Origin of the sequence: Pseudomonas sp. IPO3749 (assembly GCF_013386605.1) — a bacterium.
Lineage (GTDB): Bacteria > Pseudomonadota > Gammaproteobacteria > Pseudomonadales > Pseudomonadaceae > Aquipseudomonas > Aquipseudomonas azotoformans_A.
This window is the reverse complement of sequence record NZ_JACARN010000072.1, coordinates 22,057-48,418: the sequence shown is the minus strand read 5'-3', so window position 1 is coordinate 48,418 and position 26,362 is coordinate 22,057. Positions and strand designations below refer to the sequence as shown.

The 26,362-nt window shown below is 62.6% G+C and carries 27 protein-coding genes; 9 read left to right on the top strand and 18 right to left on the bottom strand.

Annotated features, from left to right (window positions below; genetic code table 11):
* Positions 1-7 precede the first annotated feature (7 nt).
* Positions 8-733, top strand: coding sequence for a tRNA (guanosine(46)-N7)-methyltransferase TrmB (trmB, locus tag HX812_RS25500; protein ID WP_038849389.1), 726 nt, complete (start codon positions 8-10; stop codon positions 731-733).
* A gap of 144 nt (positions 734-877) precedes the next feature.
* Here trmB and HX812_RS25495 read toward each other — a convergent pair whose 3' ends face one another.
* The 9 genes from HX812_RS25495 to HX812_RS25455 all read right to left on the bottom strand — a co-directional run bounded on the left by HX812_RS25495 (position 878) and on the right by HX812_RS25455 (position 7,470).
* Positions 878-1,201 carry a DUF3392 domain-containing protein gene (locus HX812_RS25495; protein WP_038850841.1) on the bottom strand — a complete coding sequence of 108 codons (324 nt, stop codon included), beginning with the start codon at positions 1,199-1,201 and terminating at the stop codon, positions 878-880.
* A 19-nt stretch (positions 1,202-1,220) separates the two neighbouring features.
* Positions 1,221-2,423: a radical SAM family heme chaperone HemW gene (gene hemW / locus HX812_RS25490; RefSeq protein ID WP_038850842.1), complete on the bottom strand. Its 1,203-nt coding sequence runs from the start codon at positions 2,421-2,423 to the stop codon at positions 1,221-1,223.
* Positions 2,420-3,016: an RdgB/HAM1 family non-canonical purine NTP pyrophosphatase gene (gene rdgB / locus HX812_RS25485; RefSeq protein ID WP_038850844.1), complete on the bottom strand. Its 597-nt coding sequence runs from the start codon at positions 3,014-3,016 to the stop codon at positions 2,420-2,422. Before rdgB ends, hemW begins: the two co-directional genes overlap by 4 nt.
* Entirely contained in the window at positions 3,013-3,447 is a 435-nt protein-coding gene (locus HX812_RS25480; protein ID WP_016976033.1) for a DUF4426 domain-containing protein, read from the bottom strand. Before HX812_RS25480 ends, rdgB begins: the two co-directional genes overlap by 4 nt.
* Positions 3,448-3,468: 21 nt before the next feature.
* On the bottom strand, positions 3,469-4,089 hold the full coding sequence (gene metW, locus HX812_RS25475; protein ID WP_010207236.1) for a methionine biosynthesis protein MetW: 621 nt from the start codon (positions 4,087-4,089) through the stop codon (positions 3,469-3,471).
* A gap of 7 nt (positions 4,090-4,096) precedes the next feature.
* Positions 4,097-5,236 carry a homoserine O-acetyltransferase gene (locus HX812_RS25470; protein WP_038850846.1) on the bottom strand — a complete coding sequence of 380 codons (1,140 nt, stop codon included), beginning with the start codon at positions 5,234-5,236 and terminating at the stop codon, positions 4,097-4,099.
* 95 nt (positions 5,237-5,331) lie between these two features.
* On the bottom strand, positions 5,332-5,922 hold the full coding sequence (locus tag HX812_RS25465; protein ID WP_033897055.1) for a YggT family protein: 591 nt from the start codon (positions 5,920-5,922) through the stop codon (positions 5,332-5,334).
* Between the two features lie 9 nt (positions 5,923-5,931).
* Positions 5,932-6,750 (bottom strand): pyrroline-5-carboxylate reductase, encoded by an 819-nt coding sequence (gene proC, locus HX812_RS25460; RefSeq protein ID WP_038850848.1) that lies wholly within the window; start codon positions 6,748-6,750, stop codon positions 5,932-5,934.
* 33 nt (positions 6,751-6,783) lie between these two features.
* Positions 6,784-7,470: a YggS family pyridoxal phosphate-dependent enzyme gene (locus HX812_RS25455; RefSeq protein WP_033897058.1), complete on the bottom strand. Its 687-nt coding sequence runs from the start codon at positions 7,468-7,470 to the stop codon at positions 6,784-6,786.
* Between the two features lie 57 nt (positions 7,471-7,527).
* Here HX812_RS25455 and HX812_RS25450 point away from each other — a divergent pair, with 57 nt between their 5' ends.
* The gene (locus tag HX812_RS25450; protein WP_038850850.1) at positions 7,528-8,562 is read left to right on the top strand and encodes a type IV pilus twitching motility protein PilT; all 1,035 of its coding nucleotides are present in this window, start codon (positions 7,528-7,530) and stop codon (positions 8,560-8,562) included.
* 62 nt (positions 8,563-8,624) lie between these two features.
* Here the strand turns inward: HX812_RS25450 and HX812_RS25445 are convergent, their stop codons facing one another.
* On the bottom strand, positions 8,625-9,266 hold the full coding sequence (locus HX812_RS25445) for a C40 family peptidase (protein WP_028618303.1): 642 nt from the start codon (positions 9,264-9,266) through the stop codon (positions 8,625-8,627).
* Positions 9,267-9,516: 250 nt separating this feature from the next.
* Here HX812_RS25445 and HX812_RS25440 point away from each other — a divergent pair, with 250 nt between their 5' ends.
* Complete coding sequence (locus HX812_RS25440; protein WP_033897061.1) at positions 9,517-9,945, top strand: TM2 domain-containing protein; 429 nt, start codon at positions 9,517-9,519, stop codon at positions 9,943-9,945.
* A 45-nt stretch (positions 9,946-9,990) separates the two neighbouring features.
* On the opposite strand, the gene HX812_RS25435 is transcribed toward HX812_RS25440, so the two are convergent.
* The 7 genes from HX812_RS25435 to gshB all read right to left on the bottom strand — a co-directional run bounded on the left by HX812_RS25435 (position 9,991) and on the right by gshB (position 15,878).
* On the bottom strand, positions 9,991-11,262 hold the full coding sequence (locus HX812_RS25435) for a dihydroorotase (protein ID WP_016976041.1): 1,272 nt from the start codon (positions 11,260-11,262) through the stop codon (positions 9,991-9,993).
* Positions 11,259-12,263 carry an aspartate carbamoyltransferase catalytic subunit gene (locus HX812_RS25430; protein WP_016976042.1) on the bottom strand — a complete coding sequence of 335 codons (1,005 nt, stop codon included), beginning with the start codon at positions 12,261-12,263 and terminating at the stop codon, positions 11,259-11,261. Before HX812_RS25430 ends, HX812_RS25435 begins: the two co-directional genes overlap by 4 nt.
* A 24-nt stretch (positions 12,264-12,287) precedes the next feature.
* On the bottom strand, positions 12,288-12,794 hold the full coding sequence (gene pyrR, locus HX812_RS25425) for a bifunctional pyr operon transcriptional regulator/uracil phosphoribosyltransferase PyrR (RefSeq protein WP_033897063.1): 507 nt from the start codon (positions 12,792-12,794) through the stop codon (positions 12,288-12,290).
* Between the two features lie 73 nt (positions 12,795-12,867).
* A complete protein-coding gene (gene ruvX / locus HX812_RS25420; RefSeq protein WP_003195067.1) occupies positions 12,868-13,305 on the bottom strand; it encodes a Holliday junction resolvase RuvX in 438 nt (145 codons plus the stop codon).
* On the bottom strand, positions 13,305-13,874 hold the full coding sequence (locus HX812_RS25415) for a YqgE/AlgH family protein (protein WP_033897066.1): 570 nt from the start codon (positions 13,872-13,874) through the stop codon (positions 13,305-13,307). Before HX812_RS25415 ends, ruvX begins: the two co-directional genes overlap by 1 nt.
* Positions 13,875-13,941: 67 nt before the next feature.
* Positions 13,942-14,847 (bottom strand): energy transducer TonB, encoded by a 906-nt coding sequence (locus HX812_RS25410; protein WP_038850851.1) that lies wholly within the window; start codon positions 14,845-14,847, stop codon positions 13,942-13,944.
* Positions 14,848-14,924: 77 nt separating this feature from the next.
* Positions 14,925-15,878 carry a glutathione synthase gene (gshB, locus tag HX812_RS25405; RefSeq protein WP_028618297.1) on the bottom strand — a complete coding sequence of 318 codons (954 nt, stop codon included), beginning with the start codon at positions 15,876-15,878 and terminating at the stop codon, positions 14,925-14,927.
* A gap of 239 nt (positions 15,879-16,117) precedes the next feature.
* Here gshB and pilG point away from each other — a divergent pair, with 239 nt between their 5' ends.
* The 6 genes from pilG to HX812_RS25375 are packed head-to-tail and all read left to right on the top strand — an operon-like array spanning position 16,118 to position 25,811.
* Positions 16,118-16,525 carry a twitching motility response regulator PilG gene (pilG, locus tag HX812_RS25400; RefSeq protein ID WP_010564379.1) on the top strand — a complete coding sequence of 136 codons (408 nt, stop codon included), beginning with the start codon at positions 16,118-16,120 and terminating at the stop codon, positions 16,523-16,525.
* A 46-nt stretch (positions 16,526-16,571) separates the two neighbouring features.
* A complete protein-coding gene (gene pilH / locus HX812_RS25395) occupies positions 16,572-16,937 on the top strand; it encodes a twitching motility response regulator PilH (protein ID WP_016976047.1) in 366 nt (121 codons plus the stop codon).
* 12 nt (positions 16,938-16,949) lie between these two features.
* Positions 16,950-17,474, top strand: coding sequence for a chemotaxis protein CheW (locus tag HX812_RS25390; protein WP_033897068.1), 525 nt, complete (start codon positions 16,950-16,952; stop codon positions 17,472-17,474).
* Complete coding sequence (locus tag HX812_RS25385; RefSeq protein ID WP_038850853.1) at positions 17,471-19,540, top strand: methyl-accepting chemotaxis protein; 2,070 nt, start codon at positions 17,471-17,473, stop codon at positions 19,538-19,540. The genes HX812_RS25390 and HX812_RS25385 overlap by 4 nt, the downstream gene beginning before the upstream one ends.
* 18 nt (positions 19,541-19,558) lie before the next feature.
* Positions 19,559-25,363 (top strand): Hpt domain-containing protein, encoded by a 5,805-nt coding sequence (locus HX812_RS25380; protein ID WP_038850854.1) that lies wholly within the window; start codon positions 19,559-19,561, stop codon positions 25,361-25,363.
* On the top strand, positions 25,356-25,811 hold the full coding sequence (locus tag HX812_RS25375) for a chemotaxis protein CheW (RefSeq protein ID WP_038850856.1): 456 nt from the start codon (positions 25,356-25,358) through the stop codon (positions 25,809-25,811). Before HX812_RS25380 ends, HX812_RS25375 begins: the two co-directional genes overlap by 8 nt.
* 121 nt (positions 25,812-25,932) lie before the next feature.
* Here HX812_RS25375 and HX812_RS25370 read toward each other — a convergent pair whose 3' ends face one another.
* On the bottom strand, positions 25,933-26,220 hold the full coding sequence (locus HX812_RS25370) for a HigA family addiction module antitoxin (protein ID WP_038850857.1): 288 nt from the start codon (positions 26,218-26,220) through the stop codon (positions 25,933-25,935).
* Positions 26,221-26,362: the final 142 nt, after the last annotated feature.

Genomic DNA, 26,362 nt, shown 5'->3' with positions numbered 1-26,362 from the left:
GCCATTGATGACTGAATCAAACGAAACGCCGAACACTGTAGAAGAAGGCGACGAGTCCAAGCACCGCCGCATCAAGAGTTTTGTGATGCGCGCCGGTCGCATGACCGAAGGCCAGCAAAAGGGCCTGGAGCAAGGTACGCCGCTGTTCGTGTTGCCGCTGGCCGATGCGCCGGTGGATTACGACCAGGTGTTCGGCCGTTCGGCCCCGCGTTCCCTGGAAATCGGCTTCGGCATGGGCCACTCCCTGCTGGAAATGGCCGCCGCCGCGCCGGAGCAGGACTTTATCGGTGTGGAAGTGCACCGCCCAGGTGTGGGCGCGCTGCTCAATGGCGTGCTGACCCAAGGCCTGACCAACCTGCGCGTGTATGACTGCGACGCGATCGAAGTGCTCAACCGCTGCATCGCCGACAACAGCCTCGACCGCCTGATGTTGTTCTTCCCGGACCCATGGCACAAATCCCGTCACCACAAGCGCCGCATCGTCCAGGCCTCCTTCGCGGAGCTGGTACGTAGCAAGCTGAAAGTGGGCGGCATCCTGCACATGGCCACCGATTGGGAACCGTATGCGGAATACATGCTGGAAGTGATGAACGTCGCCCCCGGCTACCGCAACATCGCCGAAGACGGCAAATGCGTGCCACGCCCGGCTGAGCGTCCGATCACCAAGTTTGAACGCCGTGGTGAGCGGTTGGGGCATGGGGTGTGGGATTTGAAGTTCGAGAAGGTTGACTGACAAACCGTTGATTTGGAATGCGGTCAAAAATGTGGGAGCGGGCTTGCTCGCGAATGGGGTCGATCAGTCAATATCTCCAGTGACTGACACTCCGCATTCGCGAGCAAGCCCGCTCCCACATGTGTATCTGCGTTGGCGTGGGAGTCAGCGGCGGTCTGCCACAACGCCAATCAACACCAGTACCACCACCAACACCGGCGCCAGGCTGTAGTTATTGAACTGGCTCAACCCCCGCACAATCCACGGCGTGGCGTAGATCAACGCGGCGCCGCTGCCGATCATGCACACCAGCGCCATCAACGGTACGCGCAACGCGCCGGCGATGCTGCCCAAGCGCGCTTCCACCCAGCCTTTGATATCCGCGCCGAACAGCACCAGCAGGCAGCCGATGAGGGCCAGGGAGATTTCCGACAGGTTGCTACGGCTCCAGCGGGATACGGTGGCGAGCAGGTCGAGTACCAAATCCATTCGATTTCCTTAAGAGCGATCAGCTCAAAAACTTTTGCAACAGGTCATTGAGAAAGAGTTGCCCACGGTCGGTCGCCGCCAGGCGTGACGGTTCGACCTGCATTAAGCCACTTTGTTCGGCCTCGCGGCGGCCTTCATCGAGGCTTGCCAGGTCGAGGCCGGTGCGCTCGGCGTAGAGCCTGGCCTCGACGCCCTCGGTGAGGCGCAACGCGTTCATCAGGAACTCGAATGGCAGTTCTTCATTGGTCAGTTCCTTCGCGCCGGCCTGAAAGCTTTTGGCCGGGTTGAGGTAGTCCTTTGGTGCTCGGGTCTTCCAGGTGCGCACGATGCGCCCGTCGGGGTGGCTGAGCTTGCCGTGGGCACCGGCGCCGATGCCGATGAAGTCGCCAAAACTCCAGTAGTTCAGGTTGTGCCGCGCCGGGCGACCCGGTTGCGCGTAGGCCGACACTTCGTATTGCGCGTAACCGTGTTCGGCAAGCAGCGCCTGGCCGGCTTCCTGGATATCCCACAGCGTGTCGTCTTCCGGCAGCGTGGGCGGCTGGTTCCAGAATACGGTGTTGGGTTCCAGGGTCAGCTGGTACCAGGACAAGTGCGTCGGCTTCAGCGCGATGGCCTGGCGCAGGTCGCTCAGGGCGTCGTCCAGGGACTGATCGGGCAAACCGTGCATCAGGTCCAGGTTGAAGTTATCAAACCCGGCCAGGCGCGCCATGCCCGCTGCGCGCACGGCTTCATCGCCATTATGGATACGCCCCAGCGCTTCAAGCTTTTCCTGCTGGAAACTCTGGATGCCGATGGACAGCCGGTTGATCCCCAGCTTGCGGTACGCCACGAACTTCTCTTGTTCGAAGGTGCCGGGGTTGGCTTCCAAAGTGATCTCGATATCACTGGCAAACGGGATGCGCGCTTCCACACCCTTGAGCAGGCGGCCCAATGCGGCGGCGCTGAACAGGCTTGGCGTACCGCCGCCAAAGAAGATCGAACTCAGCTCGCGATCGTACACAGCGTGCAGATCCTGGTCGAGATCTGCCAGCAAGGCGTCCACATACTCCTCTTCCGGCAGCACCTTGCTGGCGGTGTGGGAGTTGAAGTCGCAATAGGGGCATTTGCGCACGCACCACGGGATGTGGATATACAGCGCCAGGGGCGGCAGTACCGGCAAGGCCGCCCGAGGTGTTTGCGCGCCGCCGTGGATCAGCGGCTGCGCAGAGGTGTTCTGGGTCATTTCAGGCTCAGGCGTTGGCGCAGCAAATCCATTGCGCGAGCACGGTGGCTGATCTGGTTCTTGTCGGTCGGGCTCAATTCGGCGCTGGAAACATTGCGTTCGGGCACCCAGAACAGCGGGTCATAGCCAAAACCATGTTCGCCACTGGCCGCATGCAGGATGCGCCCGTGCCACAGGCCTTCGCACAGGATCGGCAGCGGGTCATCGGCGTGGCGCACCAGGGCCAGCACGCAGACGAACTGCGCGCCGCGCTCTTCATCCGGCACGTCCTTGAGTGAGTCCAGCAGCTTGGCGTTGTTGGCCGCGTCGCCCTTGCCGTCGGCATAACGTGCCGAATAGATGCCAGGGGCACCGCCGAGGAAGTCCACCGCCAGGCCCGAGTCGTCCGCCAGCGCCGGCAGGCCGGAGATGCGTGCGGCGTTGCGTGCCTTGAGGATGGCGTTCTCGACGAACGACAAGCCGGTCTCTTCCGGCTCCACCTGGCTGAACTCGCCAATGGAGCGCAGGTGCACGGAGTCGCCGAGCATCGCCTGCAATTCTTTGAGTTTGCCGGCGTTATGGCTGGCCAGTACGAGTTGGGTGAGTTTCATCATTCGGCCGGGAACAGTTCTTGGTTGAATTGGAAGCTATGGGCTTTGCCGCCGGTTTCAACATTGATGGTAAACGTCTTGTATTCCCGCTGGGTCACGGAGTAGGGCGCGAGATAGTTGACGCCGCCTTTCTCGTTGATCTGCTTGAAGGTCAGGATCTCGCTCTTGCCGCCCAGGTCCTTGATGGTGCCGGTGACTTGCGCGGCCACCGGGGTCACGCCCTTGATCACGGTCACGTTGATCAGGCCCTTCTCCTTGCTGCGTACCACGCCGACAGCCTGGGCCGTTTCCGGTTGCAGGAAGCTGGAGGTGAAGGTGTTGTAGTGCACGGTGATGTCACCGAAGTCTTTCTTGCGGTTAGCGTCTATTGCGTCTGCGGCCACGGCGCTGGCGCCCAGGCAGGCGGTCAATAGAAAAATAGCCAAACGACTCATGAGCGTCCCTCTTGAAGATGATTAGACGGCAATCTTGTGGTCGGTCAGGCCAGGACTGCTGACCCGGTAAATACCAATTTCGCCCAACAGGTTGGGCCATAGCTTACTCGCCCAGCCGTGGCGGTGCTGCTGATCGACGGCAAGGCGGTTGATCACCTTGGCTTCGCGTTCGCCACACAAGGCTTCGAAGTCTTCGAAGGTGCAGAAGTGGATGTTCGGCGTGTTGTACCACGTGTACGGCAGGAAGTCCGACACCGGCATGCGGCCCTTGGTGGCCAGGTACCAGCGGCAGCGCCAGTGGCCGAAGTTCGGGAAGGTGATGATGCACTGGCGACCGACGCGCAGCATTTCGTCGAGGATGCGGTCCGGGTAGTGCACGGCTTGCAGGGCCTGGGTCATCACCACGATGTCGAAGCTGTTGCTGGCAAAGTTGCCCAGGCCCTTGTCCAGGTCCTGCTCGATCACGTTGATGCCCTTGGCCACGCACTGGGCGATATTGTCCGGGTCGTTTTCCAGGCCGTAGCCGGTGACTTGCTTGTTGTCGCGCAGCCAGCTCAGCAGTTCGCCATCGCCGCAGCCCAGGTCGAGCACACGGCTGCCGGCGGGGATCCATTCTTGGATGATTTCCAGGTCGGCTCTCATGGCGTTCTCACACAGTAATCCGGTTCATGTAATTGCCGAACGCCTGCAAGTAACGCGGGATCGGAATCAGGAAGGCGTCGTGCCCTTGCGGCGCATCGATTTCCAGGTAGCAAACGTCCTTGCGCGCGGCCATCAGCGCATCCACCAGCTCACGGGAGCGGGCCGGCGAGAAGCGCCAGTCGGTGGTGAACGACATCACGCAGAACTTGGCCGTGGCGCCTTCGAAGGTTTTGGCCAGGTCGTCGTCGTGATTGGCGGCCGGGTCGAAATAGTCCAGTGCCTTGGTCATCAGCAGGTAGGTGTTGGCGTCGAAACGCCCGGAGAACTCCTCACCCTGATAACGCAGGTAGCTTTCCACCTGGAACTCGACGCTGTGGAAGTCGTAGTTGAGCTTCTCGCTCTTGAGGCCACGGCCGAATTTCTCGCCCATGGAGTCATCGGACAGGTAGGTGATATGCCCCACCATCCGTGCCAGCATCAGGCCGCGCTTGGGGATCACCCCGGCTTCCTGGAACGAACCGCCGTGGAACTCCGGGTCGGTGAGGATCGCCTGGCGCGCCACTTCGTTGAAGGCGATGTTCTGCGCCGACAACTTGGGCGCCGAGGCGATGGCCAGGCAATGGCGCACACGGTCCGGGTAAGTGATGGTCCATTGCAGCGCCTGCATGCCGCCCAGGCTGCCACCGATCACGGCGGCCCACTGGTGGATGCCAAGCAAGTCGGCGAGGCGGGCCTGGCTGTGCACCCAGTCTTCCACGGTCAGTACCGGGAAATCGGCGCCGAACGGCTTGCCGGTTTCCGGGTTGATACTGCTCGGGCCGGTGGAGCCGTTGCAGCCGCCGAGGTTGTTCAGGCTGACCACAAAGAATTTGTCGGTGTCGATGGGCTTGCCGGGGCCGATGCAACTGTCCCACCAGCCGGGCTTGCGCTCGTCGACCGAGTGGAAGCCGGCGGCGTGATGATGGCCGGACAAGGCATGGCAGATCAGCACGGCGTTGCTCGCCGTGGCGTTCAGTTGGCCGTAGGTTTCATGGATCAGGTCATAGGCAGGCAGCGAACGCCCGCAGGCCAGGGCCAGCGGTTCGCTGAAGTGCGCCACTTGGGGCACGACCAGTCCAACAGAATCGGGGGGAAAGGCAGCTGGCATCGACCCTGCTCTCGTTTAAATGAGGCGTAAGTCTAAAGACCGCTGCACCTAGCGGCAAGCAATGGCGAGGGAGGGGCCTCCCTCGCCAGGGAACATCAGATCAGCAGGCGCAGAATCTCTGGCATGCCGGTCATGGCTGCCAGGTTGTTGATCACCAGCATGTCGAGCAATTTGAGCACCATGAACGCCAGGATCGGCGAAATATCCAGGCCGCCCAGGTTCGGCAGCAGGCGGCGGAACGGCGCCAGGGCCGGTTCGCAGATCTGGTTCACCAGTTCGGCGCCAGGGTTATGGCTGCCGGGGGCGACCCAGGACAGAATCACGCTGATGATCAGGGCGAAGAAGAAGATCTTCAGGAACAGCGCGGTCACGCCGATGATGGCCCAGACCAGCAGTTGCACGAAGTTGCCGGTGGTGCCGTAGGTCAGCAGCAGGGTCAGCGCCATCAAGGCCAGCTGTACCAGGATCGCCAGGACCAGCGACGACATGTCCAGGCCAAACAGGCTCGGGATGATCCGGCGCAGCGGCTTGAGCAGCGGCTGGGTGGCTTTGACGATGAACTGGCAGAGCGGGTTGTAGAAGTTCGCACGCACCAGTTGCAGCACGAAGCGCATCAGTACGATCAGCAGGTACAGACTGCCGAGGGTTTGCAGCACATAGACGGCTGCGGTGTTCAAACCAATCATGTTGGCTCCTTATTTGCCCAGTTGTTCGGCGAGTTCCGCCGAGCGGTGCGCAGCGGCACCCAATGCTTTTTCCACCAGGGCTTCAAAGCCCCCGGCCTGGAACGACTCGATGGCCGCCTGTGTGGTGCCGCCTGGCGAGGTCACGCGACGGCGCAACTCGGCGGCGTCGACATCGCTGGCCACCGCCATATGGGCGGCGCCCAGGGCAGTCTGCTCGGCCAGTTGCTCGGCCACGTCCTTGGACAGGCCCAGTTTCACGCCAGCGGCAGTCATGGCCTCGATCAGCAGGAAGAAGTACGCCGGGCCGCTGCCGGACACGGCGGTGACCGCGTCCAGTTGCTGTTCCTGCTCCAGCCACAGGGCGAGGCCCACGGCAGACAGCAGCTCCTGCGCCTGGTCACGTTGTTCGGCGCTCACTTGCGCGGTGGCATACAGCCCGCTCACACCTTGGCTGACCAGTGCTGGCGTATTGGGCATGCAGCGCACGATCGGCTGGGCACCGAGCCAGGTGTTCATGCTGGCGCAGGTGATGCCGGCGGCGATGGACACCACCAGTTGCTGCGGCTGCAGGCTCGGACGCAGGCTTTCGCACACGGCTTTCATGGCCTGCGGCTTAACGGCCAGCACAATCACATCGACGCCCTGGATAGCCTCGGCGTTATCGGCAAAGGTTTCAATGCCGTGCTCGGCGCTGACACGGGCACGGGTGTCGGCGCCTGGGTCGCTTGCGCGGATCTGCGCGGCGTCCAGGCCCTTGGCCCGCAGGCCACCGATCAGGCTGGCCGCCATGTTACCGGCGCCGATAAAGGCAATACGCGTGTTGCTCATGACAGGTCCTTACTCAGAGGGAAGTCAGCCATTTCATGGCTGGCCGTAGTCGCGGGCACCAAACAGGGCGGTACCGATCCGCACCCAGGTGGCGCCTTGGGCAATGGCCGACTCAAGGTCGTGGCTCATGCCCATGGAAAGTGTGTCCAGCGGCAGGTTCAGGCTGTTTTGCAGGTCGCGTACCGCGGCGAACGCTGCGTCTTGCGCGGTCCGATCTTCAGTCGGCTCCGGAATCGCCATCAGGCCACGCAGTTTCAGGCGCGGCAGTGCGTTGATCGCATGGGCCAGGGCCGGCAGGTCGGCGGGTGTACAGCCGGACTTGCTGGCTTCGCCACTGACATTGACCTGGATGCAGATATTCAGCGGTGGCAGGTCGGCCGGGCGTTGTTCGGACAAGCGTTGAGCAATTTTGAGGCGGTCCACGGAATGCACCCAAGCGAAGTTCTCGGCGATAGCGCGCGTCTTGTTCGATTGAATGGGGCCGATGAAGTGCCAACTCAAGGGCAGGTCGGTTAATTCGGCCTGTTTGCCCAAGGCTTCCTGCAAGTAGTTCTCGCCAAAGTCGCGCATGCCGGCGGCATAGGCTTCGCGCACGGCTTGCGCGGGTTTGGTCTTGCTCACGGCCAGCAGGTGGATGCTGCTTGCGTCACGTTGCACGGCGTCGGCTGCGGCGCGGATGCGCTGGCTAACCTGGCCGATGTTGTCTGCTATCGTCGACATTCAAGATGCGCCCGTGGATATGGAGTCCGCGGCATTCTACTGGAAATGGAAAGCCCTATGGATATCACTGAATTACTCACGGCCAGCGTGCGCCGTGGCGCCTCCGACCTGCATGTGTCTGCCGGCCTGGCGCCGATGCTGCGACTGGATGGCGAGGTCTGGCCGCTGGAGGGGCCGGTGCTGTCACCTACGCAAGTAGCGGACTTATTGAGCCCTTTGCTCACTCAGCACCAGCAAAAGGATTTCGAAACATCTCTAGAAACAGATTTTGCCTTCGAACTGCCCGGCGTGGCGCGCTTCCGGGCCAATGTGTTCCGGCAGGATCGCGGCATGAGTGCGGTGTTTCGCACCATCCCTTCTGAGGTCCAGAGCCTGGAAAGCCTCGGTCTTGGCGAAGTGTTCCAGCGTATCGCCCAACTGCCACGTGGTCTGGTGCTGGTCACCGGCCCGACCGGCTCAGGCAAGTCCACCACCCTGGCGGCGATGATCGATTTTCTCAACCAGCATCGGCGCCACCACATTCTCACCCTTGAAGACCCCATCGAATTTATCCACACGCCGAAAATGGCGTTGATCAATCAGCGCCAGGTGCATCGCGACACCCAGGGTTTTTCCATCGCCCTGCGCTCGGCGCTGCGCGAAGACCCGGACGTGATCCTGGTGGGCGAACTGCGCGACCTGGAAACCATCTGCCTCGCGCTGACGGCGGCTGAGACCGGGCATCTGGTGTTTGGCACCCTGCACACCAGTTCGGCGGCAAAGACTATCGACCGGCTGGTGGATGTGTTCCCGGCCGGGGAAAAGGCCATGGTCCGCTCGATGCTGTCGGAGTCGTTGCAGGCGGTGGTGTCCCAGGTGCTGGTAAAGAAGATCGGCGGCGGACGCGTGGCGGCCCATGAAATCATGCTGGGCACGCCGGCCATTCGGAATTTGATCCGGGAGGACAAGGTGGCGCAGATGGTTTCAGCGATACAGACGGGTGGGGCGTTGGGGATGAAGACGCTGGATATGAGTTTGAAGGCGCTGGTCGGGGAGGGGGTGATCAGCCGGGAGGATGCGAGGGAGAAGGCGAGGGTGCCTGGGGAAATATGAAGATCCAAATGTGGGAGGGGGCATGCTCCCTCCCACATTGTTTTCCGCATTCCAGCCTGGAATCAGCGTTGGACGACCCGCAGGTTGTTGTTCTGCTCTTTCGGCAACACCCGCTTGGCAATCACGTAGTTCTTGTCCCAGAACGGCTTCTTCAGCGTGTCGATACTCACCGACTTGCCACGACGCGGTGCGTGGATGAAGCGATCGTTGCCCAGGTAGATGGCAACGTGGTTGACCTGGCGGCTCTTCAGCTTGAAGAACAGCAGGTCACCGGGTTTCAGGTCCTTGCGATCAACCTTCTGCCCGTGGCCGGCGGCCATGGCGTTGGACGTGCGCGGCAAATCCACGGCGGCTACGTCGTTGAACGCATATTTCACCAAGCCGCTGCAGTCGAACCCTTTACTTGGGCTGCTGCCGCCCCAACGATAAGGGGTACCGAGCACGTTGACGGCGCGGCTGAGGACGGTGCTGCTCTGCTTGGTGTTGACGCCGACCAGGCCTGGGACTGCTTTGCCGTTGTGCGCCTTGCTCAGTTGAGTCGGGCGGTTGACGGTCAGCTTTACCGATTTGGCGGTGCTTGGCGTGCTGTGGACTTTAGGGGTGAAACCGTTAACGTTAGGAAGTCGTTGCTCACGATTGGTGGCGTGGGCGGCCAGTGGCATTAATAGGCAAATGGTTAGCCATGTCTTGAAAAATGGTCGCATTAGGCGTGGCTCTTATGGGTTTGCGCGCAACTTTATAACAGCTTTTTGTGCCGTTCTCAGGCCGTTTGTCGACTGAACCTTGACGTCAAAATCAGGAAAAACGCGACGATTCGCCGCAATTGTCCTACACAAGTCAGGTGGCATAAGGCTTTCAGGGCAGGGAAGATACCATTTGCCGTACGTCGGGCGCCTGTAAAAAAGTCACAAAGAAAATGAAAAAATTTATCTATCGAGGCAAAAGAGGTACGCGATGAACACCTATCAGCAGATTGGCCCGCAGCAAGACACCCACAGTAAGGTGATCGGTTACCTGCTGTGGATTTTCGGTTTTACCGGGGCGCATCGCTTCTATTACGGCAAACCCGTCACCGGCACGATCTGGTTTTTCACCCTCGGCCTGTTGGGTATTGGCTGGTTGATCGACTTTTTCCTGATTCCGGCCATGGACCGTGAAGCGGACCTGCGTTTTACCGCCGGGCCCATCGAATACAACGTGGCCTGGATCCTGTTGGCGTTTCTGGGGGTATTTGGCGTGCACCGCATGTACCAGGGCAAATGGATCACCGGCCTGATCTACCTGCTGACCGGCGGCTTGTTCCTGGTGGGGGTGCTGTATGACTTCTGGACATTGAATACGCAGATTTCGATCCGCAATGCCGAGCGCAATTCCGGGCGGTAAATAACCTGTAGGAGCGAGCTTGCTCGCTCCTACAGGTTTGTAGCGTCAGGCCTGGTAGCTGATGCGTCCGTCAACCAGGGTGTAGCGCACCGTCGCCGGCAGGCTATGCCCGATGAATGGGCAGTTTTCACCCTTGGACAACCACTGCTCCCCGGCAACCGTGGAGCTGGCCGGATCAAACAGCACCAGATCCGCCGCCGATCCCACCGCCAACTTACCCGCCGGCAGGCGCAGGGCCTCGGCCGGGCCAGCGCTCAGGCGTGCCAGCAGTGTCGGCAAGTCCAGCAACCCATCTTCCACCAACGTCATCGCCAACGGCAGCAACAGTTCGACACTGCTGATGCCCGGCTCTGTCGCGCCAAACGGTGCCAGCTTGGCATCCCGCTCATGGGGCTGGTGATGGCTGGAAATCGCCGAAACCACACCGGACTTGACCGCTGCGCGCAAACCGTCGCGGTCGGCCAAAGTGCGCAGCGGCGGCTGCACGTGGTACAGGCTGGAGAAGTCGATCAGCGCTTCATCCGTCAGAATCAGCTGATACAGCGCCACATCCGCCGTTACCGGCAAGCCACGGGCCTGGGCCTGGGCGATCAAGGCGACACCTCGTGCACTGGTCAGTTGGCTGAAGTGCGCGCGCACGCCGCTTTGTTCCACCAGCAGCAGGTCACGGGCCAGGGCCACGGTCTCGGCGGTTTCCGGAATGCCCGGCAGGCCGAGGAAGCTGGCCACGGCGCCTTCATGGGCCAGGCCGCCTTCGGCCAGGTCGCGGTCCTGGGAATGGAAGATCACCGTCAGGTCGAAGGTGGCCGCGTATTCCAGGGCGCGCAACAGCGTGCGGGTGCTGCGAAAACTTTCCAGGCCATTGCCGAAGGCCACGCAACCGGCGTCGCGCAGGGCGATCAGTTCGGCGAGTTGTTCGCCTTCCAGGCCTTTGCTCAAGGCGCCGATAGGGAACACCTTGCAATTGCCGGCTTCACGGGCGCGGTCGAGGATCAGTTCGGTCACGGCCGAGGTGTCGAGGATCGGCTTGGTGTGCGGCGGGCAGCACAGGCTGGTCACGCCACCGGCAGCGGCGGCGCGGGTTTCGCTGATGATGTTGCCTTTGCGGCTGTAGCCTGGCTCGCGCAGGGCGACGTTCAGGTCGACCAGGCCCGGCGCGGCCACCAAGCCTTTGGCGTCGAGGGTTTCAGTCGCGCTGAAACCTGCCGGAGCAGCGCCGATGGCGATAAGCTTGCCGGCTTCCAGATGCAAATCGGTGACTTGATCCAGGCCACTGGCCGGATCGATAACGCGAGCGCCAAGAATGCTGAGCTTCACTGGGCGTTCTCCTGCTCGAATTGACGTTGCGCGGTTTGCCCGCTCATAGCCATGGACAGCACGGCCATGCGCACGGCGATGCCGTAGGTGACCTGGTTCAGGATCACCGACTGAGGGCCGTCGGCCACCGCCGACTCAATCTCCACCCCACGGTTGATCGGGCCCGGGTGCATGACGATGGCATCCGGCTTGGCGCCGGCCAGGCGCGCAGTGGTCAGGCCGAACAGGCGGTAGAACTCGCCTTCGCTCGGCAGCAGGCCACCGGCCATGCGCTCACGTTGCAGGCGCAGCATGATCACTACATCCACGTCCTTGAGGCCGGCGGCCATGTCGGTGTAGACCTTCACGCCGTACTGCTCGATGCCGATCGGCAGCAGGGTTTTTGGTGCGATCACGCGGATATCCGGGCAACCCAGGGCTTTGAGGGCCAGCATGTTGGAGCGTGCAACCCGCGAGTGCAGGATGTCGCCGACAATGGCCACCGAGAGGTTTTCAAAGCTGCCCTTGTGCCGACGGATGGTGAGCATGTCGAGCATGCCCTGGGTCGGGTGGGCGTGACGGCCGTCGCCGCCGTTGATGATCGCCACCTGCGGGCACACGTGCTCGGCGATGAAGTGCGCGGCGCCGGAGTCGCCGTGGCGCACCACGAACATGTCGGCGGCCATGGCTTCCAGGTTGCGCAGGGTGTCGAGCAGGGTCTCGCCCTTGCTTGCCGACGAGGTGGACACGTTCAGCGTGATCACGTCGGCCGACAGCCGCTGGGCCGCCAGTTCAAAGGTGGTACGGGTGCGCGTGGAGTTCTCGAAGAACACATTGCAGATGGTCTTGCCGCGCAGCAGCGGGACCTTCTTCACCGCGCGGCCACCGACTTCAAGGAACGAGTCGGCGGTGTCGAGGATTTCGGTGAGCAGTTCGCGGGGCAAACCGTCGAGGGACAAGAAGTGTTGCAACTGGCCCTGAGCATTGAGCTGCAGCGGGCGCTTGGCATCGAGAGGCGTCATCGCGGGGACTCTTTACAAGGCGGTTTAAAGGGCGAGGTCTTGCAGTTCGAGTTCGAGCGGCGTGGGACCGGACAATTTTACCCGCTGGTGGGCTGAAAGCGACAGTGTGGCGCCGACCACATCCGGGCTGATCGGCAGTTCGCCGGCATCCAGGTCGAGCAGGCACACCAGGGTCACGCTGGCCGGGCGGCCGTAGTCGAACAGTTCGTTCATGGCGGCACGGATGGTGCGGCCACTCATCAGCACGTCGTCGATCAGCACCAGGTGCTGGCCTTCGATCTCGAACGGCAGGGCCGACGGGCGCACTTGCGGGTGCAGGCCGTTCTGGCTGAAGTCGTCACGGTAGAAGGACACGTCGAGGGTGCCGAGGGGCGAGTCGCTGCCCAGTGCTTCCAGCAATGCCTGGGCCACCCACACACCACCGGTGCGAATACCGATGAAGCGCGGCTCGCTGATGTTGCGGTGTTGCAGATGGGCCGTGAGGCTGGTGGCCATCTGGCTGATCAGTTCGGCGGGGTTCGGCAGGCTCATGCAGGCTCCTTCAGGACCTTGGCGCAGGCAAGGTCCGGGCTCAAACGTAAAAAGACGCGGCAAGCCGCGTCAGTCAGGATTCAAATAATGCAGTGTTTTCATCCAGCCATCCCTGCAACAACAGGGCGGCGGCGATGGCGTCCACGGGGTTGTCGCGGTAGCTGCCCTTCTGCCCGCCACGGTCACGGCGCTCACCCTTGGCTTCAAAGGTGGTGAGGCGTTCGTCGTGGGTATAAAAGGGCAGGTTGTAGCGGCCATTGAGGCGGCGGGCGAATTTTTCGGCGCGCAGGCACATGTCGCTGGGGGTGCCGTCCATGTTCAAGGGCAGGCCGACCACGACCGCATCGGGCTTCCACTCTTTAATGAGGGCTTCGACCTGGTTCCAGTCCGGCACGCCGTTCTGGGCTTTCAAGGTGCACAGCTCGCGGGCCTGGCCGGTGATGACCTGGCCGACCGCGACGCCGATCTGTTTGGTGCCGTAGTCAAAACCCAGGATTAGTCGCAAAGCCATCAGGCGTGCCCCGCCTGGCTGGTCAACAGGCTGAGGTTGACCCGCAGCTTGGCGGCCGCCGCTTCCAGGCGCAATTCGCTAGGGGTGTTGAACAGGATGTCGGCGTCGAAGGGGCATGTCAGCCAGGCGTTGCTGGCCAGTTCGGCCTCCAATTGGCCCGCTTCCCAGCCCGCGTAACCGAGGGTGATCACACTTTGCTCAGGGCCCACGCCGTCGGCGATGGCGAACAACACGTCCTGGGAGGTGGACAGTGACACACCGTCCAGATCGACCGTGGCCTGGAACTTCGGCCCCGTCGGGTGCAGCACAAAACCGCGATCGGTCTGCACCGGCCCGCCGATGTAGATCGGCACGCCCTGGCAACGGGCAGGCGGGTCGACTTCCGGGCGCAGCTGTTCAAGGATATCCGCCAGGTTCAGCTCTTGCGGGCGGTTGACCACCAACCCCATGGCACCATTGGCCGTGTGCTCGACGATGTAGGTCAAGGTCTGCGCAAAGTTCGGGTCGGCCATATGGGGCATGGCGATCAGGAATTGATGCTTGAGGTAGGTCGGGCTGACGTTTTTCATGTTCGATAGTGTGGCGGTGGAGGGGCGAACTGACAAGCTGGTGATGTGCCACAGGTGGCAATTGTCATCAATTGCTCGACAACCGATCGCCCTTGGCGAACTTCCAGGTGCGGATGATTTCCAGGCGATCGACGTCGTTCAAGTCGCCGCTGAAAGGGGCAAAAGGCGCGGCCAGGCGCACGATGCGCTGGGCGGCCTGGTCCAGCAACGGCTGGCCGGACGACTCCAGTACCTGCACTTCATATAACGTGCCGTCGCGGTTGATTGAAACCAATAGACGCAAATTGCCGTAAATCTGCTGACGCCGGGCTTCTTCCGGGTAGTTGAGGTTGCCGATGCGCTCGACCTTCTTGCGCCACTCGTCTTTGTACCAGGCACCTTTGTCGCGCATGGTCGAGGCGGCGTTGAGCCGGTAGATGCGCGGGCGCTTGGCGTACAGCTGCTGTTCGTTGGCCAGTTCGGCTTCGAGGCTGGAGATTTCGTCGGACAGGGTCGAGCTGTCGAAGGTCGGCGCTGGCTTTACGGGCTCGGGCGTGGGTTCGGTCTTGGTCTTTTCACGCTGGGTCGGGGCTTTTTGCGGCTTGGGCGCGACGGTGGTCACTGCTGCCTTGGGCGCGGCCTGCTTGACCTCCGGCTTGGGCACCGGCGGCGGGGTGACTTTATTCACCTTGTTGTCCTGGAACGGCGCCACTTCGGTGGTCTTGGGCACGGCTTTCTTGTCGAGGGTGCCGCTGCCTTGCTGGTTGTCCTGGGCGAGGAAGTCAGCCTTCTCGGGCTTCTTTTCGCTTTTGAATGTGGCGAGGGTGATTTCCAGGGTTTTGCTGATCTGCTTGGGCTCGACCATGGTGAAACCCACGCCGAGGATCAGGGCCAGGTGGATCAGCGCGGCCAGGAACAGGGTAAATCCGAGCCGATCAGCCGGGCGCACGCCGCTGTGGGAGAGTTCGGGGGGCAGATCGGACGGGAGTGTCATGACAAGAAAACCAACATCGCGCGTTTCACAGGTGGCGCATGATAACGCAATGTTGGTTTGTGTCCGGCTGTTCTATATCACTTGGCCTGCAGCTTGCGCTCAATGGCGGCCATCAACATTTCGCCGATGTTCGTGCCAAATGCATTGTCGATCTCGCGAATGCAGGTCGGGCTGGTGACGTTGATTTCAGTCAGGTTCTCGCCGATCACGTCCAGGCCGACAAACAGCAAGCCCTTTTCACGCAGGGTCGGGCCGACCTGGGCTGCAATCCAGCGGTCCTTGTCCGACAGCGGGCGCGCTTCGCCACGACCACCGGCCGCCAGGTTGCCACGGGTCTCGCCCGCCGCCGGGATGCGTGCCAGGCAGTAATCCACCGGTTCGCCGTCGATCATCAGGATGCGCTTGTCGCCGTCCTTGATCGCCGGCAGGTAGGCCTGGCCCATGATCTGCTGGGTGCCCAAGGCGGTCAGGGTCTCCAGGATCACCGACAGGTTCGGGTCGCCGGCGCGGTGACGGAAGATCGAGGTGCCGCCCATGCCGTCCAGCGGCTTGAGGATCACATCGCCATGTTTGGCGGCGAATTCACGCAGCACATCGGCGCGGCGGCTGACCACGGTCGGCGGCGTGCACTGTGGGAACAGGGTGGCGAACAGCTTTTCATTGCAGTCGCGCAGGCTCTGTGGCTTGTTGACGATCAGCACACCAGCGCGCTCGGCCTGCTCCAGCAGGTAGGTGGAGTAGACGAACTCCATGTCGAACGGCGGGTCCTTGCGCATCAGGATCACGTCCAGATCGCTCAGCGGGCTGTCGATTTCATCTTGCAGTTCGAACCACTTTTCCGGGTTGGCAAACACCTGCAGCGGGCGCATGCGTGCACGGGCCTCGCCGTCGCCCTGGTAAAGATCGCGCTGCTCCATATAGAACAGGGTCCAGCCGCGGGCCTGGGCGGCCAGGAGCATGGCCAGCGAGCTGTCCTTTTTATAGGAAATGCTGGCGATAGGGTCCATGACAATGCCGACGCGAACGCTCATGGGGGATTTCCTCTAGCAAATAAGGGCGCATAAAAGTGGCGTCAGAGTGGCGCTGCGGCTGTTGTGGGTCAAGGAAAAACCACCTGGCCGGTTGCTCGATAGATTGCGCCCGGAGACTGTGCTAAAAAGACTGCCACGGCGCAGCAGCCCTTGAATTCCAAGGCCCGCGGCGCTCATCCTGTGCAACATCAGGCAGTACACACCGAAAACCGATTCGCTGTGGCGATGGCAGAGCAGATATGGAACAGCATTCCAACGCCTTGAGAGTGATGGTGATCGATGATTCGAAGACGATCCGCCGCACCGCTGAAACCTTGTTGAAGAACGTGGGGTGCGATGTCATCACGGCCATCGACGGTTTCGATGCCCTGGCCCGGATTGTTGATCATCACCCGCATATTATTTTTGTCGACATCATGATGCCGCGCCTGGATGGCTATCAGACCTGCGCGCTGGTGAAGAACAACCCGGCGTTCAAGTCGATCCCGGTGATCATGTTGTCGTCCAAGGACGGCCTGTTCGACAAGGCCAAGGGGCGCATCGTGGGGGTCGATCAGTTTTTGACCAAGCCTTTCAGCAAGGAAGAACTGCTGGGCGCGATCAAGGCCTACGTGCCGGGGTTCGCCGCAGTAGAACAAGCACACTGACGCCGCCTCACAAGGGCCGGCGTCCACCTATGTAGTGGGGAAAACCATGGCACGTGTTCTGATCGTCGACGATTCGCCGACCGAAATGTACAAACTGACCGGCATGCTGGAAAAGCATGGTCACCAGGTCCTCAAGGCCGAAAACGGCGCGGACGGCGTGGCGCTTGCCCGCCAGGAATTGCCCGACGCCGTGCTGATGGACATCGTGATGCCGGGCCTCAACGGCTTCCAGGCCACCCGCCAGCTGTCCAAGGAGCCGGAAACCAACGGCATCCCGATCATCATCATCACCACCAAGGACCAGGAAACCGACAAGATCTGGGGCGCGCGCCAGGGCGCCAAGGACTACCTGACCAAGCCGGTGGATGAAGAAACCCTGATCGCCACCCTGAACAAGGTGCTGGCCGGCTGACGGTTCGCCATCATGACCGAGTCGCAAACCGCCTTCGAGCTGCTGCTGGACATCGACCGCCGCTGCCGCCTGCTGGCCGCTGACCTGCCGTCCCAGGAAACCCGCCTGCAACGCTGGAGCGGGATCGGCTTTCGCCTGGGCCAGCACTGGTATGTGGCGCCCATGGGTGAAGTCGCCGAAGTCCTGCACGAACCACGTTGCACCTTGATGCCCGGGGTCAAGGCCTGGGTCAAGGGCGTGGCCAACCTGCGTGGGCGCCTGTTGCCGGTGATGGACCTGGGTGGATTCCTCGGCCTTGAGTTGTCCAAGGCGCGCAAGCAACGGCGGGTGCTGGTGGTGGAGTTCAACGACGTGTTTGTCGGGCTGCTGGTCGACGAGGTGGTGGGGATGCAGCATTTCGCACAAGACGCCTGGCGGGCGAACACCGCGCCCGACGCAGCGTTTATTCAAGGCCGGTTCGACGGCGACCCGTCGTGGCAGGTGTTCAGCCCCTTCGCCCTGGCCCAGGCCCCTGGCTTCATGGATGTTGCCGCATGACCACCGCTACCGCACTCAAACCCCAGGCCGGCTCGCGCAGCCGCTCGCAGATCATCGTGCTGTTCATCGCACTGATCGTGTTCATCATGTTGCTGTTCGCCAACTTTGCGTACCTCAATACCCAATCCACCTACGATAAACAGTACATCGGCCACGCCGGTGAGCTGCGCGTGCTGTCCCAGCGTATCGCCAAGAACGCCACCGAAGCCGCCGCCGGCAAGGCTGCGGCGTTCAAGCTGCTGGGCGACGCGCGTAACGACTTCGCCCAGCGCTGGGGCTTCCTGAAAAAAGGTGACCCGCAAACCGGTCTGCCCGCCGCGCCCAGCGCAGTGCGTGCCGAAATGCGCGCGGTGCAGACCGACTGGGAAGCACTGCTGAAAAACACCGACGCGATCCTCGCCAGCGAGCAGACCGTGCTGTCGCTGCATCAGGTGGCCGCGACCCTGGCCGAAACCGTGCCGCAACTGCAGATGGAGTCGGAAAAGGTCGTCGATATCCTCCTGCAACGCGGTGCTCCGGCCAGCCAGGTTGCGTTGGCCCAGCGCCAATCACTGCTGGCCGAACGTATCCTTGGCGCGGTGAACACCGTGTTGGCCGGCGACGAAACCGCCGTGCAGGCCGCCGATGCCTTTGGCCGCGACGCCAACCGTTTCGGCCAGGTGCTCAATGGCATGCTCCAGGGCAACCCCGGTTTGCGCATCACCCAGGTCGAGGACCGCGACGCCCGCGCGCGGTTGGCGGAAATCGCCGAGCTGTTCGAATTCGTTTCCGGCTCCGTGGATGAGATCCTCGAGACCTCGCCGCAGCTGTTCCAGGTGCGGGCCTCAGCGAGCAACATCTTCAATCTGTCGCAAACCCTGCTCGATGAAGCCTCGCACCTGGCGACCGGGTTCGAAAACCTCGCCAGCGGGCGCAGCTTTGACACCATCGGCGGCTATGTCCTGGGCCTGCTCGCCCTGACCTCGATCATCCTGATCGGCCTGGTGATGGTGCGCGAGACCAACCGCCAGCTGCACGAAACCGCCGAGAAGAACGAACGCAACCAGAACGCGATCATGCGCCTGCTGGATGAAATCGAAGACCTGGCCGACGGCGACCTCACCGTGACTGCCTCGGTGACCGAAGACTTCACCGGCACCATCGCCGACTCCATCAACTATTCCGTCGACCAACTGCGCGACCTGGTCGCCACCATCAACCTCACAGCCGGGCAAGTCGCCGGCGCCGTGCAGGACACCCAGGCCACCGCCATGCACTTGGCCCAGGCCTCGGAGCACCAGGCCCAGCAGATCGCCGAGGCGTCCACCGCGATCAACCAGATGGCCCAGTCCATCGACCAGGTCTCGGCCAACGCTGCCGAGTCCTCGGCGGTGGCAGAGCGCTCGGTGGAAATCGCCAACAAGGGCAACGAGGTGGTGCACAACACCATCCATGGCATGGACAACATCCGCGAGCAGATCCAGGACACCGCCAAGCGCATCAAGCGCCTGGGCGAGTCGTCCCAGGAAATTGGCGACATCGTCAGCCTGATCGACGACATTGCCGACCAGACCAACATCCTCGCCCTCAACGCTGCTATCCAGGCAAGCATGGCCGGCGATGCCGGGCGCGGCTTTGCGGTGGTGGCAGACGAAGTGCAGCGCCTGGCCGAGCGCTCATCGGCGGCGACCCGGCAGATTGAAACGTTGGTGCGGGCGATCCAGGCCGACACCAACGAAGCGGTCATTTCCATGGAACAGACCACCACCGAAGTGGTGCGCGGCGCGCGGCTGGCCCAGGACGCCGGGGTGGCGCTGGAAGAGATCGAAGGCGTATCCAAGACCCTGGCGGCGCTGATCCAGAGTATTTCCAACGCAGCGCAGCAACAGACCTCATCGGCCGGGCAGATCTCCCTGACCATGAACGTGATCCAGCAGATCACCACCCAGACCTCGTCGGGCTCCACGGCCACCGCCGAAAGCATCGGCAACCTGGCGAAAATGGCCAGCCAGTTGCGGCGGTCGGTGTCGGGCTTCACCTTGCCGCCGGCGCGTCCGGTGGATGAACAGCCCCACAGCCATTCATGATTTCAACGCGGAGCAGTTATGGTTGATCGGCACGACTACGTGGCCCTCGAATGGGTCAAGGGCGACATTGCCGAAACCCTGAAACAGGCTCGCTCGGCGCTCGACGCTTATGTCGAGACTACAGACGCCGAAGCGATCAGCGACTGCCTGGCGTGCGTCCACCAAGTGCATGGCGCGTTGCAGATGGTCGAGTTCTACGGCGCGGCGCTGCTGGCCGAGGAAATCGAAGAACTGGCGCTGGCCCTGCAAGCCGGGAGCGTCAGTCAGCGCGACGAAAGCATTCGCCTGTTGCAACAAGCCCTGACTCAATTGCCGTTGTACCTGGACCGCGTGCACAGCGCCCGCCGCGACCTGCCACTGGTGGTGTTGCCACTGCTCAATGACCTGCGCAGCGCGCACGGCGAAAGCCTGCTGTCGGAAACCAGCCTGTTCAGCCCGCAACTGCTGACCATCGCGCCACTGCCCGACGAGGCCCTGGCCCAACGCGCGTTGCCCGACCTGAAAGAACAACTGCGCCAGTGGCATCAGCTGTTGCAGCAGGCACTGGCGGGGCTGCTGCGTGAAGACCATGGCCCCAGCAACCTGGAAGACATGGCGCGGGTGTTCGCACGCCTTGAAGCACTGTGCCAAGGCGCGCCGCTGTTACCGCTGTGGCAGGTCACCTCGGCGTTGGTCGAAGGCATGCTCACCGGCGTGATCGCCAACAGCCCGGCGTTGCGCAGCCTGCTCAAGGCCAGTGACAAACAACTCAAGCGCCTGCTGGCCCAGGGTATCGGCGGGATCAACCAGCCGGCGCCGGATGAATTGCTCAAGAGCCTGCTGTTCTATGTGGCCAAGGTCACCCGTCCGACGCCGCGCATGCAAAGCCTGAAGGAACGCTACGGCCTGGATGAAGCCTTGCCTGACAGCGCCGTGGTGGATGCCGAGCGCGCACGCCTGGCCGGGCCGGACCGCAACGCCATGGGCTCGGTGCTGGGCGCCCTGTGTGAAGAGTTGGTGCGGGTCAAAGAACGCCTCGACTTGTTCGTACGCAGCGACCGTCAGCACACCAGCGACCTTGATGCACTGCTGGCGCCGTTGCGGCAGATCGCCGACACCCTGGCGGTACTGGGCTTCGGCCAGCCACGTAAAGTCATCATCGACCAACTCGCCGTGGTGCTGAGCCTGGCCCAAGGCCAACGCGAACCCAATGACGCTGTGTTGATGGACGTCGCTGGCGCCTTGCTTTACGTCGAAGCCACGTTGGCGGGCATGGTCGGCACCGTCGAGCCGGAAAGCCGCGAAGAAAGCCGCTTGCCCACCACCGACCTGACCCAGATCCACCAGTTGGTGATCCGTGAATCCTGCCAGTGCCTCAAGCAAGCCAAGGAACTGGTGATCGACTGCATTGAAGCCGATTGGGACCGCCAGCGCCTGGAGTCCCTGCCGGAGCTGCTGAGCCAGGTGCGCGGCGCCCTGGCGATGATCCCGTTGCCCCGCGCGGCCAGCCTGATGCGCGGCTGCACGGATTACGTCGACGAACAGTTGATGGGCAACGATGCACCGCCTTCCGAGAGGCAACTGGCGCATTTCGCCGACGTGATCAGCAGCCTGGAGTACTACCTGGAACGCATGCTCCAGGACCCGGATGCTGCGGGCGAGCGGGTGCTGGAACTGGCTACCCAAGGCTTGGCCGCACTGGGTTACCTGCCCGCCGAAAAACCCTGGCGCCAGGCCCTGGTTGCACCGGATGGCGCGCTCTCGGCCGAGGTTGCGCCGAGCCAATCCCAGTTCGACGCACTCGCCAGCCCCACGTCGCGCCTGAACCCGCCGGCCCTGCAGCGCCCTGGCAGCCTGTTGCCGCCGCCGGCCGATGAAGAACCCATCGACGATGAACTGCGCGAAGTCTTCCTTGAGGAGACCGACGAAGTCCTTGAGGTGCTGCACCGTTACCTGCCTAACAGCGCGGACAAAACCGCCCAGGCCGAAATGCGCCGCGCCTTCCACACCCTCAAAGGCAGCGGCCGCATGGTGCGCGCCCTGGTCTTGGCCGAGTTGGCCTGGGCGGTGGAAAACCTGCTGAACCGTGTACTGGAGCGCAGCGTGAACCTTGGCCCCGACGTGCAGCAGGTGCTGGACGAAGCGGTGGCCTTGCTGCCGGAGTTGATCGCGGACTTTGCCATCGACGACCAGCGTCAACGCGATGAAGTCGACGCCCTGGCCGCCCGTGCCCACGCCTTGGCCAGCGGTACACCCGCGCTGGCCGCCGAGCCTCATGATCCGATGCTGCTGGAGATTTTCCGCAACGAAGCCCAAAGCCATCTGGACAGCCTCAACCACTTCCTGCAACAGGCCGCCGAGCATGTGCCGCTGCAAGTCAGCGATGAACTGCAACGCGCCCTGCACACCCTCAAGGGCAGCGCCTATATGGCTGGCGTGTTGCCCATTGCCGAGCTGGCGCGCCCGCTCGACCACCTGACCCGCGAATACAAGGCCCACCGCCTGCCGCTGGACCTGGACGAAGTGGAGTTGCTGCTGGAAGCCGAAGGCCTGTTCCAACAGGGGCTGCGCGATCTGGACAACGATCCCCTGGCGCCGATCAACGGTGCAGAGGACCTGATCAGCCGCACCCAAGGCCTGCTGGATCAGCAGCTTGAAGCGCTGCTCGACGTGCACATCAAGCGCGACCCACAACTGATCGCCAACTTCCTGGCCCAGGGCATGGATATCCTGCTCGACGCCGAGAGCCTGCTACGTCGCTGGCAGCAACACCCCGGCGAACGCCAGGAACTCACCGCGCTGCTGGATGAATTGACCACGCTGGGGGAGGGCGCGCACGTCGCAGACCTGCATGCCATCGACGCACTCTGCGAAGCCTTGCTCGACCTGTACGGCGCCGTTGAGGAAAGCAGCCTGGCGGTCAGCGAGCGGTTTTTCCATGAGGCCGAACAGGCCCATGAAGCGCTGATCAACATGCTCGACCAACTGGCCGCCGGCCAGGAAATCAGCCCGGCACCGGCCCGTGTCCACGCCCTGCGCGAGCTGCTGGATGAAGCCCTCGACCCGTCCGCCACCGGCCTGATCAAAAGCGATGGCAGCCGCGCGCTGAGCATTGCCGAACTGGGCGCCGCCACACAGCAGTTGGATCAGCAAACGACGATGGACGACGAGATCGTCGAGATCTTCCTCGAAGAAGCCGTGGACATCCTCGACAGCGCCGGGCAGTCGCTCAAGCGCTGGTTGCTGGAGCCCGACAACGCCGCGCCGCTGTCGTCGTTGCAACGCGATCTGCACACCCTCAAGGGCGGCGCGCGCATGGCTGAAATCGAGCCGATTGGCGAACTGGCCCACGAGTTGGAGTGCCTGTACGAAGGGCTGGTGGACCGTCGCTACAGCTACTCTGCCGAACTGTCCCAGGTGCTGATGGCCAGCCATGAACGCCTCGCCTTGCAGCTTGAAGAACTGCAGCATCACCAACCCTTGAGCGATAGCGCTGAGCTGATCGCCAGGGTGCGCGCCTTGCGCCAAGGCAGCGCGCCTGCGGCACCGGCCGCCGCGCCGCCTGCGTCTGGCGCCGACCCTGAGCTGCTGGATATCTTCCTCGAAGAAGCGGCCGACATCCTCGACAGCTCCAGTGCTGCGCTGTCGCGCTGGCAGGCCGAGCCCGGTAATCGCCAGGAAGTGGAGACCCTGCTGCGCGACCTGCACACCCTCAAGGGTGGCGCGCGTATGGTCGAGATCGCGCCCATCGGCGACCTGGCCCATGAACTGGAATTTCTCTACGAAGGCCTGTCCGCCGGTTTGCTCGCGCCATCCCCGGCGTTGTTCGCATTGCTGCAAGGCTGCCACGACCGCCTGGCGCAGATGATCGACGCGGTGGCGGACGGCTTGCCGGTCGGCTCGGTGGACAAGCTCATCGAGCGCATCAAAAGCCTGGTGCACCCGAGCGACGAGCCTGTGACGCCATTGGCGTTGCCGGCGGGCAAGGCGGAGGCCGTCGTCGATCCGATGGCCGACATGGTGAAGATCTCTGCCGAGTTGCTCGACGACCTGGTCAACCTGGCTGGTGAAACCTCGATCTTTCGTGGCCGTATCGAACAACAAGTCAACGACGCACGCATCGCCCTGACCGAAGTGGAAACTACGATTGAGCGCATGCGCGACCAACTGCGTCGCCTCGACACTGAAACCCAGGGCCGCATCCTCAGCCGCCAGCAAGCCGAGGCCGAGCGCCTGGGCTATGAAGACTTCGATCCGCTGGAAATGGACCGCCATTCGCAGTTGCAGCAACTGTCGCGCGCATTGTCCGAATCTGCCTCTGACTTGCTCGACCTCAAGGACACCCTTGAGCGCCGCAACGAAGACGCCCACGACCTGTTGCAGCAACAGGCGCGTATCAACACCGAGTTGCAGGAAGGCCTGATGCGCACGCGCATGGTGCCGTTCGAACGCATGCTGCCGCGCCTCAAACGCATCGTGCGCCAAGTGGCGGGTGAGTTGGGCAAGGACGTGGAGTTCATCGTCGGCAACGCTGAAGGCGAGATGGACCGCAACGTGCTGGAACGCATGGCGGCGCCGCTGGAACACATGCTGCGCAACGCCGTCGACCATGGGCTGGAGTCCCGCGATGCACGGCTGCTGGCCGGTAAGCCGGAGAAAGGTCGCATCACCCTGGACTTGACCCACGAAGGCGGCGACATCGTCTTCGACATGCGCGACGACGGCGCGGGTGTGCCGCTGGAGGCCGTGCGGCGCAAGGCGATCAAGCGCGGTTTGCTCGACCCGAATCAGGAGATCAGCGACCGCGACGTGTTGCAGTTCATCCTGCAACCGGGCTTCTCCACGGCGGAAAAGATCACGCAGATTTCCGGGCGCGGCGTGGGCATGGATGTGGTGCATGAGGAAGTGCGTCAGTTGGGCGGCTCGATGGTCATCGACTCGACGCCGGGTATGGGCGTGCACTTTCGTATTCGCTTGCCGTTCACCGTGTCCGTCAACCGTGCGCTGATGGTGCAATGTGCGGACGATCAATATGCGATCCCGCTCAACACCATCGAAGGCCTGGTGCGTGTGTTGCCCCATGAGTTGGCCGGGCATTACCAGCAAGACCCGCCGCGTTATGAATACGCCGGCCAGCGTTACGAGCTGTTCTATCTGGGCGACCTGTTGCACACCGTCAGCCGCCCGAAACTGTTGGGCCAATATCAACCAGTGCCGGTGCTGCTGGTGCAGTGCAATGAGCGGCGCGTGGCTATCCATGTGGACGGCATGGCTGGTACGCGTGAAATCGTGGTCAAGGGCCTGGGGCCGCAGTTTGCCGGCGTGCAGGGTTTGTCTGGCGCGACGATTCTGGGCGATGGCCGCGTGGTGTTGATCATCGACTTGCTGGCGCATATCCGCGCCCGCCCAGCGGCCTTGCCGGCGCAGTCAGTGGATGCGCCGCTGATCCTCAACGACCCGCTGAAAAAGCGTCCGTTGCTAGTGCTGGTGGTGGACGACTCGGTTACCGTGCGCAAAGTCACCAGCCGCCTGCTGGAACGCAACGGCATGAACGTGCTCACCGCCAAAGACGGCATCGACGCCCTCGCCGTGCTGGAAGAGCACACCCCGGACCTGATGCTGCTCGACATCGAAATGCCGCGCATGGACGGTTTCGAAGTCGCCACCCAAGTGCGTAACGACCCCCGGCTGATGCGCCTGCCGATCATCATGATCACCTCGCGCACCGGCCAGAAACACCGCGACCGCGCCATGGCCATCGGCGTGAATGACTACCTCGGCAAGCCGTACCAGGAATCGGTGTTGCTCGAAAGCATCGCCTACTGGAGCAAGTCCCATGCTTGACCACCGCGCCAGCCAACTCACCGGCCTGCTGCTACCCCTGGCTGACCGCCACCTGGTGCTGCCCAACGTCGCCATCGCCGAACTGATCGACTTCCAGCGCGGCGAACCGGCCAGCGACGCGCCGCCGTGGTATTTGCGCCAAGTGACCTGGCGCGATCGGCAAATCCCGCTGATCAGCTTTGAAGCGGTGTGCGGCGAAGCCAGCGTGACCGGCGAACGCTCGCGGATCGTGGTGTTGAATTCATTGGGTGGGCGGCCGACGTTGAAGTTTATTGCGCTGGTGATCCAGGGCATTCCGCGTTCGTACAAGCTCGACAGTGAGTTGAGCTACGTGGACGTGCCGCTGTGCCCGCTAGAGCTGGCGGCGGTGCAGGTGGGCGAGCATGTGGCGAAGGTGCCGGATTTGATGGGGCTTGAGGCACTGCTGGTAGAGTCCGGCCTGGCCTGACAGTGACCCACTGTAGGAGCGAGCTTGCTCGCGAAAAACGCCAACGATAACGCAGCGCTCCTTTTAAACCAGCGGTGCCTGACGGTTCTTCGCGAGCAAGCTCGCTCCTACAGGAACAGGCTCAATCAATCCGCGCAAACCGCTCAATCACCGGCTGCTCCCGATGCTCGGCCTGCCACAAGTCGTAGGCACTTTGCATCGACAGCCATAACTGCCCAGTGCTCACACCTGCCCGCTCAAGCCGCACCGCCAAGTCAGGACTGACAGGCGCATGCCCATGCAAAATCCTCGAAAACGTCTCACGGGCGAAACCCAGGTGCCGGGCCATTTCGGTGATGGTGATGTCCAGGGCAGGGATTACATCTTCAAGCAGGATTTCACCTGGGTGAGGGGGGTTGTGCAGGGTCATGTTGAAGTGTCCTACGGCGATGGGTATTCAGCCCAAAGGCTAGAAGGGGCCGTTCCGAGCAACAACCTTAAAATATTGTATGAATCTTCCTGCTGATCTCTTTTGTGGCGAGGGAGCTTGCTCCCGCTGGGACGCGAAGCGG

What these genes read in the sequence shown, in the direction of transcription:
- pyrR (WP_033897063.1), bottom strand. Translation starts at nt 12,794, where the DNA reads ATGAGCCTGCCGAACCCCGCCGAACTGATCAGCCAGATGGCCACCAGC.
- gshB (WP_028618297.1), bottom strand. Translation starts at nt 15,878, where the DNA reads ATGAGCGTTCGCGTCGGCATTGTCATGGACCCTATCGCCAGCATTTCC.
- HX812_RS25465 (WP_033897055.1), bottom strand. Translation starts at nt 5,922, where the DNA reads ATGATTGGTTTGAACACCGCAGCCGTCTATGTGCTGCAAACCCTCGGC.
- trmB (WP_038849389.1), top strand. Translation starts at nt 8, where the DNA reads ATGACTGAATCAAACGAAACGCCGAACACTGTAGAAGAAGGCGACGAG.
- HX812_RS25375 (WP_038850856.1), top strand. Translation starts at nt 25,356, where the DNA reads ATGCTTGACCACCGCGCCAGCCAACTCACCGGCCTGCTGCTACCCCTG.
- HX812_RS25415 (WP_033897066.1), bottom strand. Translation starts at nt 13,874, where the DNA reads ATGAAAAACGTCAGCCCGACCTACCTCAAGCATCAATTCCTGATCGCC.
- pilH (WP_016976047.1), top strand. Translation starts at nt 16,572, where the DNA reads ATGGCACGTGTTCTGATCGTCGACGATTCGCCGACCGAAATGTACAAA.
- HX812_RS25440 (WP_033897061.1), top strand. Translation starts at nt 9,517, where the DNA reads ATGAACACCTATCAGCAGATTGGCCCGCAGCAAGACACCCACAGTAAG.
- HX812_RS25450 (WP_038850850.1), top strand. Translation starts at nt 7,528, where the DNA reads ATGGATATCACTGAATTACTCACGGCCAGCGTGCGCCGTGGCGCCTCC.
- HX812_RS25455 (WP_033897058.1), bottom strand. Translation starts at nt 7,470, where the DNA reads ATGTCGACGATAGCAGACAACATCGGCCAGGTTAGCCAGCGCATCCGC.
- hemW (WP_038850842.1), bottom strand. Translation starts at nt 2,423, where the DNA reads ATGACCCAGAACACCTCTGCGCAGCCGCTGATCCACGGCGGCGCGCAA.
- rdgB (WP_038850844.1), bottom strand. Translation starts at nt 3,016, where the DNA reads ATGATGAAACTCACCCAACTCGTACTGGCCAGCCATAACGCCGGCAAA.
- HX812_RS25410 (WP_038850851.1), bottom strand. Translation starts at nt 14,847, where the DNA reads ATGACACTCCCGTCCGATCTGCCCCCCGAACTCTCCCACAGCGGCGTG.
- HX812_RS25470 (WP_038850846.1), bottom strand. Translation starts at nt 5,236, where the DNA reads ATGCCAGCTGCCTTTCCCCCCGATTCTGTTGGACTGGTCGTGCCCCAA.
- HX812_RS25390 (WP_033897068.1), top strand. Translation starts at nt 16,950, where the DNA reads ATGACCGAGTCGCAAACCGCCTTCGAGCTGCTGCTGGACATCGACCGC.
- HX812_RS25385 (WP_038850853.1), top strand. Translation starts at nt 17,471, where the DNA reads ATGACCACCGCTACCGCACTCAAACCCCAGGCCGGCTCGCGCAGCCGC.
- HX812_RS25495 (WP_038850841.1), bottom strand. Translation starts at nt 1,201, where the DNA reads ATGGATTTGGTACTCGACCTGCTCGCCACCGTATCCCGCTGGAGCCGT.
- HX812_RS25430 (WP_016976042.1), bottom strand. Translation starts at nt 12,263, where the DNA reads ATGACGCCTCTCGATGCCAAGCGCCCGCTGCAGCTCAATGCTCAGGGC.
- metW (WP_010207236.1), bottom strand. Translation starts at nt 4,089, where the DNA reads ATGAGAGCCGACCTGGAAATCATCCAAGAATGGATCCCCGCCGGCAGC.
- proC (WP_038850848.1), bottom strand. Translation starts at nt 6,750, where the DNA reads ATGAGCAACACGCGTATTGCCTTTATCGGCGCCGGTAACATGGCGGCC.
- HX812_RS25480 (WP_016976033.1), bottom strand. Translation starts at nt 3,447, where the DNA reads ATGAGTCGTTTGGCTATTTTTCTATTGACCGCCTGCCTGGGCGCCAGC.
- HX812_RS25380 (WP_038850854.1), top strand. Translation starts at nt 19,559, where the DNA reads ATGGTTGATCGGCACGACTACGTGGCCCTCGAATGGGTCAAGGGCGAC.
- HX812_RS25370 (WP_038850857.1), bottom strand. Translation starts at nt 26,220, where the DNA reads ATGACCCTGCACAACCCCCCTCACCCAGGTGAAATCCTGCTTGAAGAT.
- ruvX (WP_003195067.1), bottom strand. Translation starts at nt 13,305, where the DNA reads ATGGCTTTGCGACTAATCCTGGGTTTTGACTACGGCACCAAACAGATC.
- HX812_RS25445 (WP_028618303.1), bottom strand. Translation starts at nt 9,266, where the DNA reads ATGCGACCATTTTTCAAGACATGGCTAACCATTTGCCTATTAATGCCA.
- pilG (WP_010564379.1), top strand. Translation starts at nt 16,118, where the DNA reads ATGGAACAGCATTCCAACGCCTTGAGAGTGATGGTGATCGATGATTCG.